This window comes from Enterobacter sp. ECC_219_Taxon_10 (genome assembly GCF_058354905.1).
Genome location: NZ_CM178005.1, coordinates 4,674,062 through 4,689,600, shown reverse-complemented (window position 1 = coordinate 4,689,600; position 15,539 = coordinate 4,674,062). Strand labels below are relative to the sequence as shown.

Genomic DNA, 15,539 nt, shown 5'->3' with positions numbered 1-15,539 from the left:
ACAGTACCTGCCAATTATAGAAGTGTAAACATCTGGACGTCTAAATAACGAATTTCACAAGGGGCACACCATGACAATCCGCAATCACACTCTCGGTTTCCCTCGCGTTGGCCTGCGTCGCGAGCTGAAAAAAGCGCAAGAAAGCTACTGGGCGGGCAACGCCTCCCGTGAAGAACTACTGGCGGTGGGGCGGGAGCTGCGCGCCCGCCACTGGGATCAGCAAAAACAGGCGGGCATTGACCTGCTGCCGGTGGGCGACTTCGCCTGGTACGACCATGTTCTGACGACCAGCCTGCTGCTTGGCAACGTACCGGCTCGTCATCAGAACAAAGATGGATCGGTGGATATTGATACCCTGTTTCGCATCGGCCGTGGCCGCGCACCAACGGGTGAGCCAGCGGCAGCGGCGGAAATGACCAAGTGGTTTAATACCAACTATCACTATATGGTGCCGGAGTTCGTCAAAGGCCAGCAGTTTAAGCTGACCTGGACGCAGCTTCTGGAGGAGGTGGATGAAGCGCTGGCGCTGGGACACCAGGTGAAGCCCGTTTTGCTGGGGCCGGTAACCTACCTGTGGCTGGGTAAAGTGAAGGGCGAGCAGTTTGACCGCCTCAGCCTGCTGAACGATATTCTTCCGGTCTATAAGCAGGTGCTGATTGAGCTGGGCAAGCGCGGTATCCAGTGGGTGCAAATCGACGAGCCTGCGCTGGTGCTGGAGCTTCCCCAGGTTTGGCTCGATGCCTTCAAACCGGCGTATGACGCGCTCGCCGGACAGGTAAAACTCCTGCTCACCACCTATTTCGAAGGCGTGACGCCGAACCTGAAGACCATTACCGCGCTGCCGGTTCAGGGCCTTCACGTTGACCTGGTTCACGGTAAGGACGATGTGGTGGAACTGCACAAGCGCCTGCCCGCAGACTGGCTGCTCTCCGCCGGTCTGGTCAACGGCCGTAACGTCTGGCGCGCCGATCTGACCGAGAAATACGCACAAATTAAAGACATCGTCGGTAAACGTGAACTGTGGGTGGCATCATCCTGTTCGCTGCTGCACAGTCCGATCGATCTGAGTGTGGAAACCCGCCTCGACCCTGAAGTGAAAAGCTGGTTTGCCTTCGCCCTGCAAAAATGCGAAGAGCTAACGCTGCTGTGCGACGCGCTGAACAGCGGCGACACGGCGGCGATTACCGACTGGAGCGCACCGATCCAGGCGCGTCGTCACTCGTCCCGCGTGCACAACCCGGCGGTGGCAAAACGTCTGGCGGCCATCACCGCCCAGGATAGCCAGCGCCAGAGCCCGTATGAGGTACGTGCCGAAGCCCAGCGCGCCCGCTTCAACCTTCCTGCGTGGCCGACCACGACGATCGGCTCCTTCCCACAGACTACGGAGATCCGCGGCCTGCGTCTGGACTTCAAAAAGGGCAATCTGGATGCGAACCACTACCGCACCGGCATCGCGGAACACATCAAGCAGGCGATTATCGAGCAGGAGCGCCTGGGGCTTGATGTGCTGGTGCACGGCGAAGCCGAGCGTAACGATATGGTGGAATACTTCGGTGAACACCTGGACGGCTTCGTCTTTACCCAAAACGGCTGGGTGCAGAGCTACGGCTCCCGCTGCGTGAAGCCGCCGGTGGTCATCGGTGACGTCAGCCGTCCGGAACCGATCACGGTTGAGTGGGCGAAGTACGCGCAGTCCCTGACCGACAAGCCGGTGAAAGGCATGCTCACCGGCCCGGTTACCATTCTCTGCTGGTCGTTCCCGCGTGAAGACGTGACCCGCGAGACCATTGCCAAACAGATTGCGCTGGCGCTGCGTGATGAAGTGGCGGATCTGGAAGCTGCGGGGATTGGCATCATCCAGATTGACGAACCGGCGCTGCGCGAGGGTTTACCGCTGCGCCGCAGCGACTGGGATGCTTACCTGCAGTGGGGCGTGGAAGCGTTCCGCATCAACGCTGCGGTGGCTAAGGACGATACCCAGATCCACACCCACATGTGTTACTGCGAATTTAACGACATCATGGATTCGATTGCCGCGCTGGACGCTGACGTAATCACCATCGAGACCTCGCGTTCAGACATGGAGCTGCTGGAGTCGTTTGAAGAGTTCGACTATCCGAATGAAATCGGGCCGGGCGTGTACGACATTCACTCCCCGAACGTGCCGAGCGTGGAGTGGATTGAAGCCCTGCTGAAAAAAGCGGCCCAGCGCATCCCTGCAGAGCGCCTGTGGGTGAACCCGGACTGCGGACTGAAAACTCGCGGCTGGCCAGAGACGCGCGCGGCGCTCGCCAACATGGTGAAGGCGGCACAGAATTTGCGTCAGGCGTAGGTGCTGGATTGCCCGGTAAGGCGTAGCCGCCACCGGGCTTTTTTGTTATTACGCCTTCTTACCGCCGTACTGGCTAAACCACGCCAGCATCCGCTGCCAGCCATCTTTAGCCGATTCAGCGTGATAGCTCGGACGATAATCCGCGTTAAACGCATGCCCGGCATCCGGATACACCACGATCTCCGCCTTCGCATTGGCCGCACGGAGCGCATGGCGCATGGTCTCTACCGAATCCAGCGAAATACCGGTGTCCTGTCCACCGTAAAGCCCTAACACGGGGGCATTTAACTCGGTGGCGATATCCACGGGATGTTTCGGTGAATTCAGCGTTTTTTCACCCACCAGTTTGCCGTACCAGGCGACAGCGGCTTTGAGCTGCGGGTTATGCGCGGCATACAGCCAGCTAATGCGTCCGCCCCAGCAGAAACCGGTGACCAGCAGACGATGCGGATCGCCGCCGTTGCGCGCCGCCCAGCTGGCGACGTGATCGAGATCGGCCAGCACCTGCGCGTCCGGGACTTTGCTGACCAGGTTGCTGAGCAATGTTGGAATATCGCTGTAGTCGTTCGGATCGCCCTGACGGAAGTAGAGCTCTGGCGCAACGGCCAGATACCCTTCCAGCGCCAGCCGGCGGCAGAGGTCGCGAATGTGTTCGTGAACACCAAATATCTCCTGAATCACAATCACGATGGGCAGCGGGCCGTCTGCCGATTTTGGCCGTGCGTGATAAGCAGGCATATTCTCCCCCTGCGAGGGAATGGAGGTCTCACCCGCGGTAATTGCCGCTTCTGGCGTCGACACGATGGTTGAAGCATGTGGGGCCGCAGCAGGTGCAAAACCGATTTTTTCAGTCATGGCATTCTCCGTACCAATGAGTTAGCGCAAAGGTAAATATAGACACCAGGTTAACAACTCACAGTGCCTTAAACGGTCTATCTTTTGTGCAGCACCTGGCGATATAACTTGTTAATGTGATGTAAATCACTTTTTTATGGAAATTCAATGTAATCATTTTCATTCATGGTGAGGTTCGTCACGAAAATATGCTTACTGCTTCTGTAAAGTACCGTTTTACTTCTTCTGACTAACCGACCCACAGAGGAGTCACCTATGTCTAAGTCTGATGTTTTTCATCTCGGCCTCACTAAAAACGATTTACAAGGGGCTACGCTCGCTATCGTCCCTGGCGATCCGGAGCGTGTGGAAAAGATCGCCGCGCTGATGGATAAGCCGGTCAAGCTGGCTGCCCATCGTGAATTCACCACCTGGCGCGCAGAGCTGGATGGCAAAGCGGTGATTGTGTGCTCTACCGGTATCGGTGGCCCGTCTACCTCGATTGCGGTTGAAGAGCTGGCGCAACTGGGCATTCGTACTTTCCTGCGTATCGGTACCACCGGCGCTATTCAGCCGCACATCAACGTCGGCGACGTGCTGGTGACGACCGCGTCCGTGCGTCTGGACGGCGCGAGCCTGCACTTTGCGCCGATGGAATTCCCGGCAGTGGCTGATTTCGAGTGCACCACCGCGCTGGTTGAAGCGGCGAAATCCGTGGGCGCAACCACTCACGTGGGCGTAACCGCCTCTTCCGATACCTTCTACCCGGGCCAGGAGCGTTACGACACCTTCTCTGGCCGCGTTGTAAGCCGCTTCAAAGGCTCAATGGAAGAGTGGCAGTCTATGGGCGTGATGAACTACGAAATGGAATCCGCAACGCTGCTGACCATGTGCGCAAGCCAGGGTCTGCGTGCCGGTATGGTGGCGGGCGTTATCGTCAACCGTACCCAGCAGGAGATCCCGAACGCCGAAACCATGAAGCAGACCGAAAGTCATGCGGTGAAAATCGTGGTTGAAGCGGCTCGCCGCCTGATCTAGTTCTCCTCTCTGAGATAAAAGGCCGACGCGTTCGGCCTTTATTTTTTGCGTAGCGCCTCGCAGGAAAACCCTTTCAAACTGGACGTTTATACAGCACAATCTTATTTTGTGCGGGTAATACGTTGATGCAGGGGGCATTGTGGATATCTCAATCCTGATTTATGCGGTGATTGCGCTGGCGGGCGTAGGGATAGGCTGGCTGATTTCCAGTTACCAGCACGCGCAGCAGAAAGCCGAGCAGCTGGCTGAGCGGGAAGAGATCGTCGCCGAGCTTAGCGCGGCAAAACAACAGGTTGCGCTGAGCGACCACTGGCGCGACGAGTGCGAGCTGCTCAATAACGAACTGCGTAACCTGCGTGATATCAACACCTCGCTGGAGGCCGATCTCCGCGAAGTGACTACCCGCCTTGAGTCCACTCAGTTGCACGCCGAAGACAAAATCCGCCAGATGATTAACAGCGAGCAGCGCCTCAGCGAGCAGTTTGAGAACCTCGCTAACCGCATTTTCGAGCACAGCAACCGCCGCGTTGACGAACAGAATCGCCAGAGCCTGAACAGCCTCCTGACGCCGCTGCGCGAACAGCTGGACGGCTTTCGCCGTCAGGTGCAGGACAGCTTTGGTCAGGAAGCCCGCGAGCGCCACACGCTGGCCCATGAGATTCGCAATCTTCAGCAGCTGAATGCGCAGATGGCACAGGAGGCGGTCAACCTGACGCGGGCGCTGAAAGGCGATAACAAAACTCAGGGTAACTGGGGGGAAGTGGTACTTACCCGCGTGCTGGAAGCCTCCGGCCTGCGGGAAGGATATGAATACGAAACGCAGGTAAGTATCGAAAACGACGCCCACTCGCGCATGCAGCCGGATGTGATTGTGCGGCTGCCACAGGGCAAAGATGTGGTCATTGACGCCAAAATGACGCTGGTGGCTTATGAGCGTTACTTCAATGCCGAAGATGACTACACGCGCGAATCGGCGCTGCAGGAGCACATTGCTTCCGTGCGTAACCATATTCGCCTGCTGGGCAGAAAGGATTATCAGCAGCTGCCGGGGCTGCGCTCGCTGGACTACGTGCTGATGTTTATCCCGGTCGAACCCGCGTTTTTGCTGGCGCTCGACAGACAGCCTGAGCTTATCACTGAAGCGCTGAAAAATAACATTATGCTGGTCAGCCCCACCACGCTGTTAGTGGCCTTGCGGACCATTGCCAACCTGTGGCGCTATGAGCACCAGAGCCGCAATGCCCAGCAGATTGCCGATCGCGCCAGCAAGCTGTACGACAAAATGCGTCTGTTCGTGGACGATATGTCTTCCGTCGGGCAAAGCCTGGACCGTGCGCAGGATAACTACCGCCAGGCAATGAAAAAGCTCTCCTCGGGGCGTGGCAACCTGCTTGCGCAGGCTGAAGCATTCCGCAGCCTGGGGGTGGAGGTTAAACGCGAGATTAATCCGGAATTGGTCGAACAGGCGACAGCGCAGGACGAAGAGTTCCGTCTGCGTGAGGGCAGGGATGAACAAAATACCCTCAGCCAGGACAACGATTTAGCGGCGGGTTTATCGCCAGATGAACAGCCGGCGCGTTTCTTTCGCGGTGGTTGAATCGTAGGGCAATTGCGCCCAATCTGTTACACTTCACGAACATTTGACTGATTAGCAGGCTCTGAGATGGTTGACGATTCACAAGACACGACGCACTTTGGCTTTCAGACAGTAGCCAAAGCGCAGAAAGCTGACATGGTGGCCCACGTATTTCATTCCGTGGCGGCGAAGTACGATGTGATGAATGACTTGATGTCGTTCGGCATTCATCGCTTGTGGAAGCGCTTCACCATTGACTGCAGCGGTGTGCGTCGTGGACAAACGGTTCTCGATCTGGCTGGCGGTACGGGCGATCTGACGGCGAAATTCTCCCGTCTGGTGGGTGAAACCGGTCGCGTTGTACTGGCTGATATTAATGACTCCATGCTTAAAATGGGACGCGAAAAGCTGCGTAACATCGGCGTGGTGGGTAACGTGGAATACGTGCAGGCCAACGCCGAAGCGCTGCCGTTCCCGGACAATACCTTTGACTGCATCACTATTTCCTTCGGTCTGCGTAACGTCACCGATAAAGAAAAAGCGCTGCGCTCCATGTACCGTGTGCTGAAGCCGGGTGGACGCCTGCTGGTGCTCGAGTTCTCTAAACCGATTATCGACCCGCTGAGCAAAGCTTACGACGCCTATTCCTTCCACGTGCTGCCGCGTATTGGCGAGCTGGTGGCAAACGACGCGGAAAGCTATCGCTATCTGGCGGAATCAATTCGCATGCACCCGGATCAGGACACCTTAAAAGCCATGATGCAGGATGCAGAATTTGAGAACGTTGAATACTTCAACATGACGGCGGGTGTCGTCGCGCTGCATCGCGGTTACAAATTCTGAGTGGAGGTGTCCCGTGCCCTTTAAACCCTTAGTCACCGCAGGCATCGAGAATGTGCTGAATGCCTTCCTGTATCGCGCTCCGGCGCTGAAAGCCGCACGTCAGCGGCTAAACGGGAAGGTACTGCGCATTGTATTAAAAGAGTTCTCGACGCCGCTCGTGCTGGTCTTCAGCGAACGCCAGCTTGACGTTCTGGGTGAGTGGGAAGGCGAGGCTGATTGCTCGGTCATTACCCATATGAGCGTGCTGCCAAAATTGCGCGATCGCCAGCAATTAACGGCGCTTATCCGCAGCGGTGAGCTGGAAGTAGAAGGTGACATCCAGGTCGTGCAGAACTTTGTTGCGCTCAGCGATCTGGCTGAATTCGATCCGGCAGAGCTGCTGGCGCCTTTTATTGGTGACATCGCCGCTGAAGGGATCGGGAAAGTTATTCATGGCGGCACGGCGTTCCTGCGCAAAAATCTGCAACGTCAACAGCGCTATGCCGCGGAAGTACTGACGGAAGAGTGGCGCATGGCCCCCGGACCGCTGGAAGTGGCGTGGTTTGCGGAAGAGACTGCTGCTGTTGAACGCGCGGTTGATGCGTTAACCAAACGGCTGGAAAAACTGGAGGGCAAATGACGCCTGGTGAAATTCGGCGCCTCTATTTTATCATCCACACCTTTTTGAGTTACGGGCTCGACGAGCTTATCCCCAAAATGCGTATCACGCTGCCGCTCAGAATCTGGCGGCGGACGCTGTTCTGGATGCCAAATCGCCATAAAGGTCAGCCGCTGGGTGAACGCCTGCGTCTGGCGCTGCAGGAGCTCGGCCCGGTATGGATTAAGTTCGGGCAGATGCTCTCAACCCGCCGCGATCTCTTCCCGCCGCACATTGCCGATGAACTGGCGATGCTTCAGGACCGTGTCGCCCCGTTTGATGGGGTGAGAGCGAAGAAACAGATCGAAGAGGCGATGGGAAATCTTCCCGTTGAAGCCTGGTTTGACGATTTCGAAATAGAACCGCTGGCGTCGGCTTCTATCGCTCAGGTGCACACTGCGCGTCTGAAAGAGAACGGTAAAGAGGTGGTGATCAAGGTGATCCGCCCGGATATCCTGCCGATCATCAAAGCCGACATGAAGCTGATTTATCGTCTGGCGCGTTGGGTACCGCGTTTGTTACCTGATGGTCGCCGACTGCGCCCGATGGAAGTGGTGCGGGAGTATGAAAAAACGCTGATTGATGAGCTTAATCTGCTGCGCGAATCGGCAAACGCTATTCAGCTGCGTCGGAACTTTGAAAACAGCCCGATGCTCTATGTGCCTGAAGTCTATTCTGACTACTGCAGCCAAAACATGATGGTCATGGAGCGCATCTACGGTATTCCGGTTTCGGACGTGGTGGCCCTGGAGAAGCAGGGAACGAACATGAAGCTGCTGGCCGAACGTGGCGTTCAGGTCTTCTTTACCCAGGTCTTCCGCGACAGCTTTTTCCACGCGGACATGCACCCGGGTAATATCTTCGTGAGCTACGAGCATCCTGAGGATCCGAAGTACATCGGTATCGACTGTGGGATTGTGGGCTCGCTGAACAAAGAAGATAAACGTTATCTGGCTGAAAACTTCATCGCGTTCTTCAACCGCGACTACCGAAAAGTGGCTGAGCTGCACGTTGATTCCGGCTGGGTTCCGCCGGACACCAACGTCGAAGAGTTCGAGTTTGCGATCCGGACCGTTTGCGAACCAATTTTTGAAAAACCGCTGGCAGAAATCTCCTTTGGCCACGTATTGTTAAACCTGTTCAATACGGCTCGCCGCTTTAATATGGAAGTTCAGCCGCAGTTAGTTTTACTTCAGAAAACATTACTTTACGTTGAAGGTGTAGGTCGACAACTCTATCCTCAGTTAGACTTGTGGAAGACGGCTAAACCTTTCCTGGAATCCTGGATTAAGGATCAGGTTGGCCTTCCGGCGCTGGTTCGGTCTCTTAAAGAGAAAGGCCCGTTCTGGATAGAAAAAATGCCTGAAATTCCTGAGCTGGTTTACGACAGTTTGCGTCAGAGCAAGAATCTTCAGCACAGCATGGATAAAATCGCCCGCGAGCTTCAGTCCAGCCGTGTGCGCCAGGGACAGTCACGCTATCTTTTTGGGATTGGCGCAACGCTGCTGCTGAGCGGTACGCTGCTGCTGATCAACCGTCCTGACTGGCAGATGATGCCCGCCTGGTTGATGGCTGGCGGGGTTGTTGTCTGGCTTGCAGGATGGAGAAAAACGCGCTGAGTTTGCGTCGCCATCGACGGGTCGCATACGTATAATGCGATCTGATCAATTAATCATCTATCCCTGAGGAATATGTATGGGTGGTATCAGTATCTGGCAATTAGTCATTATTGCCGTCATCGTCGTGCTGCTGTTTGGCACCAAAAAGCTCGGTTCTATTGGTTCCGATCTGGGCGCGTCTATCAAAGGCTTCAAGAAAGCGATGAGCGATGATGAGAGCAAGCAGGATAAAACCAGCCAGGACGCTGACTTTACTGCTAAATCCATCTCCGACAAGCAAGAAGATGCCAAAAAGGAAGACGCTAAACGCCACGATAAAGAGCAGGTGTAAGTCGTGTTCGACATTGGTTTTAGTGAGCTGCTGCTGGTCTTTGTGATTGGTCTGATCGTGCTGGGACCGCAGCGTCTGCCGGTTGCGGTAAAAACCGTCGTGGGCTGGGTTCGTGCGCTAAGATCGCTGGCCTCGACCGTTCAGAATGAGCTGGCGCAGGAACTTAAGCTGCAGGAGTTTCAGGAAAGCCTGAAAAAGGTCGAGAAGGCGAGCATGGATAACCTGACGCCGGAACTGAAAGCCTCAATGGATGAACTGCGCGAAGCGGCGGAATCCATGAAGCGCTCTTACAGCGTTAACGATCCTGAAAAAGCGAGCGATGAAGCGAACACTATTCATAACCCGGTGGTGAAGGACAGCGAAGCGCAGCGTGAGGGCGTGACGCCAGCGAGTGCGGAGCACCAGGCCGCAGCGCCTGAGCAAACGCCGCAGGAAACTGAACTGAAAAAACAGGCACAGCCGGAAGAGCCGATGGTAAAAACGGCTGAAGCTAAACCCGCCGCGCCCGTTTCCGAATCATCCCCCTCGTCGAGTGATAAAGCGTAACCATGGCAGTAGATGATACTCAACCGCTTATTACGCACCTTATTGAGCTGCGTAAGCGCCTGTTAAACTGCATTATTGCGGTATTCCTCATATTCCTTTGCCTGGTCTATTTCGCCAACGATATCTATCAGGTGGTCTCTGCGCCGCTGATCAAGCAGATGCCGCTGGGCGCAACGATGATTGCAACAGACGTTGCTTCTCCGTTCTTTACGCCGATTAAGCTGACCTTCTGGGTTTCATTGATTGCCTCTGCTCCGGTCATCCTTTATCAGGTATGGGCGTTTGTTGCGCCGGCACTGTATAAGCACGAACGCAAGCTGGTCATCCCGCTACTGGTATCCAGTTCGCTGCTGTTCTATATCGGCATGGCGTTTGCCTACTTCGTTGTCTTCCCGCTGGCCTTCGGCTTCCTGACGCACACCGCGCCGGAAGGTGTCCAGGTGTCGACGGATATCGCCAGCTACCTCAGCTTTGTGATGGCGCTGTTTATGGCGTTCGGCGTGGCATTTGAAGTGCCGGTGGCCATTGTGCTGCTTTGTTGGGTTGGGGTAACCACCCCTGATGACCTGCGTAAGAAGCGTCCGTATATCCTGGTAGGCGCCTTCGTAGTCGGCATGCTGCTGACGCCGCCGGACGTCTTCTCGCAAACGCTGCTGGCAATACCGATGTACTGCCTGTTTGAGGTTGGCGTCTTCTTCTCGCGTTTTTACGTGGGTAAAGGACGCCGGTCGGACGATGAAGACGACGCGTCCGAAAAGACCACTGAAGAGTAAAACCAGCCGCCCGTCAGGGCGGTTGTTCTATGGGGATTCGCATGTTTGATATCGGACTCAACCTGACCAGTTCACAGTTTGCGAAAGATCGTGACGAGGTGGTTGCACGGGCTTTTGACGCCGGCGTCAAAGGACTCCTGCTGACCGGGACCAACCTGCATGAGAGTGAGCAGGCGCAGCGGCTGGCGCAACGTTATCAACGCTGCTGGTCAACCGCAGGCGTTCACCCTCATGACAGCAGTCAGTGGACTGAGGAGGGCGCAGAAACACTGCGCGCGCTGGCGAAAACAGCAGAGGTGGTGGCTATTGGCGAGTGCGGGCTCGATTTCAACCGCAACTTCTCGACGCCTGACGAACAGGAAAAGGCATTCACTGCCCAGCTTGCGCTGGCTGCAGAGCTTGAGATGCCCGTCTTTATGCACTGTCGCGATGCGCATGAACGTTTTCTCGCACTGCTCGACCCGTGGCTGGATAAACTGCCGGGCGCAGTGCTGCACTGCTTCACCGGTTCACGGCAGGAAGCGCTAGATTGCCTGAAGCGAGGGCTTTATCTGGGCATTACCGGTTGGGTTTGCGATGAGCGTCGCGGGCTTGAGCTTCGCGAGCTGCTGCCGGCGATCCCGGCAGAACGCTTGCTTCTTGAAACCGATGCGCCATATCTGCTGCCGCGAGATATGAAGCCCAAACCGGCATCGCGGCGAAATGAGCCCGCCTGGCTGGGGCACATTGTTGAGCGCGTAGCGCACTGGCGCGGAGAGGATCCGCACTGGCTTTCCGCGCAGACGGATGACAACGTGCGTCGCCTGTTCGGGATAAACGTTTAGACTTTGCGGAAGTCGGTGTTTTTCACGCTCTGCAGCACCTGCTTGTTCAGCAGATTGAGCAACAGCATTGAGCGTGCTTCACCGTCCGGCTCGGCGAAAATCGCCTGCAGGCCTTCGAATGCGCCTTCCGTAATGACGACGCTATCGCCCGCGTAAGGGGTTTCCGGATCGGTGATCCCTTCAGGCTGTTGATAAACAGACAGCTGATGAATGACGGTCGACGGAACCGTGGCCGGGTGGGCACCAAAACGAACGAAGTGGCTGACGCCGCGCGTTGCGCTGATGGTGGTGGTGTGGATCACCTCAGGGTCGAACTCCACGAACAGATAGTTCGGGAATAGAGGCTCACTGACGGTTGTGCGCTTCCCGCGCTGCATTTTTTCAAGCGTGATCACGGGTGTCAGACAATTTACTGACTGACGTTCAAGATGTTCCTGCGCGCGCTGAAGTTGCCCGCGTTTGCAATACAGTAAATACCAGGCCTGCATAATCACTCTTTCCCTTAGTTCGGGGCGCAAGCATATCAAAACCCTGGAGGGATCGCTAAGTTGATTATAATGGGGGAAATTCGAACACAACGGATAAGTTCACGCGAATTTAACAAAATTACAGCATCGAGAAGGCTTACGCCGTATAATGAAGCGCTTACAGAGAGGCCATGACTAACTGCATGAAATACCACGATCTCCGCGACTTCCTGACGCTGCTGGAACAGCAGGGTGAATTGAAACGCATTACGCTTCCTGTTGATCCTTATCTGGAAATGACAGAAATTGCTGACCGGACTCTGCGTGCCGGTGGCCCCGCATTACTGTTTGAAAATCCCAAAGGTTACTCCATGCCGGTGCTGTGCAACCTGTTCGGCACTCCGCGTCGTGTCGCCCTGGGGATGGGGCAGGAAGACGTTACCGCGCTGCGTGAAGTGGGTAAACTGCTGGCATTTTTGAAAGAGCCAGAGCCGCCGAAAGGCTTCCGCGATCTGTTCGACAAGCTGCCGCAGTTTAAGCAGGTGCTGAACATGCCCACCAAACGACTGCGCGGCGCGCCGTGCCAGCAGAAAGTGCTGGAAGGTGAGGCGGTGGATCTCACCAAAATTCCGATTATGCAGTGCTGGCCTGAAGATGCTGCGCCGCTGATCACCTGGGGCCTCACCGTGACGCGCGGGCCGCATAAAGAGCGGCAAAACCTCGGTATTTATCGCCAGCAGCTGATTGGCAAAAATAAGCTCATCATGCGCTGGCTGTCGCATCGCGGCGGCGCGCTGGATTTCCAGGAGTGGTGTGCTGCGCATCCGGGTGAACGTTTCCCGGTGTCTGTCGCCTTAGGCGCCGATCCGGCCACCATTCTGGGGGCGGTCACGCCCGTCCCGGATACGCTCTCTGAATATGCCTTTGCCGGCCTGCTGCGCGGGACCAAAACCGAGGTCGTGAAGTGTATCTCTAACGATCTCGAAGTACCGGCCAGTGCAGAAATTGTGCTGGAAGGTTACATTGAGCAGGGTGAAATGGCGCCAGAAGGCCCTTACGGCGACCATACCGGCTATTACAACGAAGTGGATAACTTCCCGGTGTTTACCGTCACGCACATTACCCAGCGTGAAGATGCGATTTATCACTCCACCTATACTGGCCGTCCACCGGATGAACCGGCGGTGCTGGGCGTGGCGCTGAACGAAGTATTTGTGCCGATCCTGCAAAAGCAGTTCCCGGAAATCGTTGATTTTTATCTGCCGCCTGAAGGATGCTCGTATCGCATGGCGGTGGTCACGATGAAGAAACAGTACCCAGGTCATGCTAAACGCGTGATGATGGGCGTATGGTCTTTCCTGCGCCAGTTTATGTATACCAAATTTGTTATTGTCTGCGATGATGACGTTAACGCCCGCGACTGGAATGACGTCATCTGGGCAATCACCACGCGAATGGATCCTGCGCGTGATACGGTGTTAGTCGAAAACACGCCGATAGATTATCTGGATTTTGCCTCGCCGGTTTCCGGTCTTGGCTCAAAGATGGGACTGGATGCCACAAATAAATGGCCTGGCGAAACCGACCGTGAATGGGGTCGCCCGATCAAAAAAGATCCTGCCGTGACCGCGCGAATTGACGCGATCTGGGACGAACTGGCCATAATGAATAACGGTAAACTCTGAGCTGACCGTTAAGCCCTATAGACTTCCCGACAGAGAGAGCGAATGACAACCTTAAGCTGTAAAGTGACGTCGGTAGATGCTATTACCGACACCGTATATCGCGTCCGCCTGGTTCCTGAAGCGGCATTCTCATTCCGTGCTGGCCAGTACCTGATGGTCGTGATGGATGAGCGTGATAAGCGTCCTTTCTCTATGGCCTCTACGCCAGCAGAGCAGGAATTTATTGAGCTGCATATTGGTGCGTCTGAGCTTAACCTGTACGCGATGGCCGTGATGGACCGCATCCTGAAAGAGCGTGAGATTGTGGTCGATATTCCTCACGGCGAGGCATGGTTACGTGATGACGAAGACCGTCCACTGATCCTGATCGCTGGTGGTACAGGCTTCTCATATGTGCGCTCTATTCTGTTGACCGCACTGGCGCGTAACCCGGAACGTGATATCACCATCTACTGGGGCGGCCGCGAAGAGAAGCACCTGTATGACCTGTCTGAACTGGAAGCGCTGAGCATCAACCATCCAAATCTGCGCATCGAGCCAGTGGTCGAGCAGCCTGAAGAGGGCTGGCGTGGACGTAGTGGGACGGTGCTGACGGCGGTACTGCAGGATCACGGTACGCTGGCGGGACATGATATCTACATTGCAGGCCGTTTCGAGATGGCGAAAATTGCCCGCGACCTGTTCTGTAATGAACGTGACGCGCGTGAAGACCGTCTGTTCGGCGATGCGTTTGCCTTCATTTAAATAAAAAACCCGCCCCTGACAGGCGGGAAGAACGGCAACTAAACTGTCTCTCTTCGCCAATGACGCCATAACTGCGTTAGCTGCGCTCGTTTTGACGCCATTGGCTTTGAGATACTTTTCCTGATTTACACTCTTTCAAACACCGTCGCGATACCCTGACCCAAACCAATACACATCGTTGCCAGACCAAACTGGGCATCTTTGCGTTCCATCAGGTTGATAAGCGTGGTGCTGATACGCGCCCCGGAGCAGCCCAGCGGGTGACCGAGAGCGATCGCGCCACCGTTGAGGTTGATCTTCTCGTCGATCTGCTCCATCAGCCCCAGATCTTTAATGCACGGCAGGATCTGCGCGGCGAAGGCTTCGTTCATTTCGAACAGATCGATATCGCTGGCGGTTAACCCCGCTTTTTTCAGCGCCAGCTTCGAGGCCGGAACCGGTCCGTAACCCATGATCGAAGGATCGCAGCCCACCACCGCCATCGAACGTACCCGAGCACGAGGGGTTAAGCCCAGCTCGCGGGCGCGGCTTTCGCTCATTACCAGCATCGCGGCGGCGCCGTCGGACAGCGCTGACGAAGTACCCGCCGTTACCGTACCGGTGACCGGATCAAACGCAGGGCGCAGGGTAGAAAGTGCTTCTACGGTGGTTTCCGGGCGGATGACTTCGTCGTAACTGAACTGCTTCAGTACGCCGTCCGCGTCGTGGCCGCCGGTCGGGATGATCTCATTCTTAAAGGCGCCGGACTGCGTCGCCGCCCATGCGCGAGCGTGAGAGCGCGCGGCAAAGGCATCCTGCATTTCACGGCTGATGCCGTGCAGACGAGAGAGCATCTCGGCGGTCAAACCCATCATCCCCGCGGCTTTCGCCACGTTGCGGCTCATGCCCGGGTGGAAATCGACCCCGTGGCTCATCGGTACGTGACCCATGTGCTCAACGCCGCCGACCAGGCAGGCCTGGGCATCGCCGGTCATGATCATACGCGCCGCGTCGTGCAGCGCCTGCATGGACGAACCGCACAGACGGTTGACGGTGACCGCCGGAACCGAGTGTGGGATCTCCGCAAGCAGCGACGCGTTACGGGCGATGTTGAAACCTTGCTCCAGGGTCTGCTGTACGCAGCCCCAGTAAATATCGTCGAGCGCAGCAGGATCCAGCGCCGGGTTACGCGCCAGCAGGCTACGCATCAGGTGCGCGGAGAGGTCTTCCGCACGCACGTTACGGAACGCGCCGCCTTTTGAACGGCCCATCGGGGTGCGAATCGCATCAACAATGACAACCTTTTCCATT

15 protein-coding genes are annotated in these 15,539 nt (G+C 56.2%); 12 read left to right on the top strand and 3 right to left on the bottom strand.

The annotated features are described in order from the left end of the window. Positions 1-70: 70 nt before the first annotated feature. The gene (gene metE / locus AC4ICF_RS22275) at positions 71-2,332 is read left to right on the top strand and encodes a 5-methyltetrahydropteroyltriglutamate--homocysteine S-methyltransferase (RefSeq protein WP_316380880.1); all 2,262 of its coding nucleotides are present in this window, start codon (positions 71-73) and stop codon (positions 2,330-2,332) included. Between the two features lie 48 nt (positions 2,333-2,380). On the opposite strand, the gene AC4ICF_RS22270 is transcribed toward metE, so the two are convergent. Further along, positions 2,381-3,187: a dienelactone hydrolase family protein gene (locus AC4ICF_RS22270; RefSeq protein WP_048976905.1), complete on the bottom strand. Its 807-nt coding sequence runs from the start codon at positions 3,185-3,187 to the stop codon at positions 2,381-2,383. A 255-nt stretch (positions 3,188-3,442) separates the two neighbouring features. Between AC4ICF_RS22270 and udp the strand changes: the two genes are divergently transcribed. From udp to tatD, 9 genes are all read left to right on the top strand, one after another. Next, entirely contained in the window at positions 3,443-4,204 is a 762-nt protein-coding gene (udp, locus tag AC4ICF_RS22265) for a uridine phosphorylase (RefSeq protein WP_003860792.1), read from the top strand. A 139-nt stretch (positions 4,205-4,343) separates the two neighbouring features. Next, the gene (gene rmuC, locus AC4ICF_RS22260; protein ID WP_316380881.1) at positions 4,344-5,801 is read left to right on the top strand and encodes a DNA recombination protein RmuC; all 1,458 of its coding nucleotides are present in this window, start codon (positions 4,344-4,346) and stop codon (positions 5,799-5,801) included. Between the two features lie 66 nt (positions 5,802-5,867). Next, entirely contained in the window at positions 5,868-6,623 is a 756-nt protein-coding gene (gene ubiE / locus AC4ICF_RS22255; RefSeq protein ID WP_028014779.1) for a bifunctional demethylmenaquinone methyltransferase/2-methoxy-6-polyprenyl-1,4-benzoquinol methylase UbiE, read from the top strand. 13 nt (positions 6,624-6,636) lie between these two features. Beyond that, complete coding sequence (gene ubiJ / locus AC4ICF_RS22250) at positions 6,637-7,242, top strand: ubiquinone biosynthesis protein UbiJ (protein ID WP_192984995.1); 606 nt, start codon at positions 6,637-6,639, stop codon at positions 7,240-7,242. Then, positions 7,239-8,879 (top strand): ubiquinone biosynthesis regulatory protein kinase UbiB, encoded by a 1,641-nt coding sequence (gene ubiB, locus AC4ICF_RS22245; protein ID WP_080330389.1) that lies wholly within the window; start codon positions 7,239-7,241, stop codon positions 8,877-8,879. The genes ubiJ and ubiB overlap by 4 nt, the downstream gene beginning before the upstream one ends. Positions 8,880-8,955: 76 nt before the next feature. Further along, the gene (gene tatA / locus AC4ICF_RS22240; RefSeq protein ID WP_013099238.1) at positions 8,956-9,210 is read left to right on the top strand and encodes a Sec-independent protein translocase subunit TatA; all 255 of its coding nucleotides are present in this window, start codon (positions 8,956-8,958) and stop codon (positions 9,208-9,210) included. Between the two features lie 3 nt (positions 9,211-9,213). Further along, positions 9,214-9,756: a Sec-independent protein translocase protein TatB gene (tatB, locus tag AC4ICF_RS22235; RefSeq protein ID WP_116343716.1), complete on the top strand. Its 543-nt coding sequence runs from the start codon at positions 9,214-9,216 to the stop codon at positions 9,754-9,756. Positions 9,757-9,758: 2 nt separating this feature from the next. Beyond that, on the top strand, positions 9,759-10,529 hold the full coding sequence (gene tatC / locus AC4ICF_RS22230) for a Sec-independent protein translocase subunit TatC (protein ID WP_116343717.1): 771 nt from the start codon (positions 9,759-9,761) through the stop codon (positions 10,527-10,529). A 41-nt stretch (positions 10,530-10,570) separates the two neighbouring features. Continuing rightward, complete coding sequence (tatD, locus tag AC4ICF_RS22225) at positions 10,571-11,353, top strand: 3'-5' ssDNA/RNA exonuclease TatD (protein ID WP_163330931.1); 783 nt, start codon at positions 10,571-10,573, stop codon at positions 11,351-11,353. Here the strand turns inward: tatD and rfaH are convergent. Further along, a complete protein-coding gene (gene rfaH, locus AC4ICF_RS22220; protein WP_020882871.1) occupies positions 11,350-11,841 on the bottom strand; it encodes a transcription/translation regulatory transformer protein RfaH in 492 nt (163 codons plus the stop codon). The genes tatD and rfaH overlap by 4 nt on opposite strands. Before the next feature lie 170 nt (positions 11,842-12,011). On the opposite strand from rfaH, the gene ubiD reads away from it, so the two are divergent. Both ubiD and fre read left to right on the top strand, forming a co-directional pair. Beyond that, entirely contained in the window at positions 12,012-13,505 is a 1,494-nt protein-coding gene (gene ubiD / locus AC4ICF_RS22215; protein WP_166712602.1) for a 4-hydroxy-3-polyprenylbenzoate decarboxylase, read from the top strand. A gap of 42 nt (positions 13,506-13,547) precedes the next feature. Next, positions 13,548-14,249, top strand: a complete 702-nt coding sequence (gene fre / locus AC4ICF_RS22210; protein ID WP_116343720.1) for an NAD(P)H-flavin reductase — start codon at positions 13,548-13,550, stop codon at positions 14,247-14,249. Positions 14,250-14,374: 125 nt separating this feature from the next. On the opposite strand, the gene fadA is transcribed toward fre, so the two are convergent. Next, positions 14,375-15,538 (bottom strand): acetyl-CoA C-acyltransferase FadA, encoded by a 1,164-nt coding sequence (fadA, locus tag AC4ICF_RS22205; protein WP_008501515.1) that lies wholly within the window; start codon positions 15,536-15,538, stop codon positions 14,375-14,377. Position 15,539 lies beyond the last annotated feature (1 nt).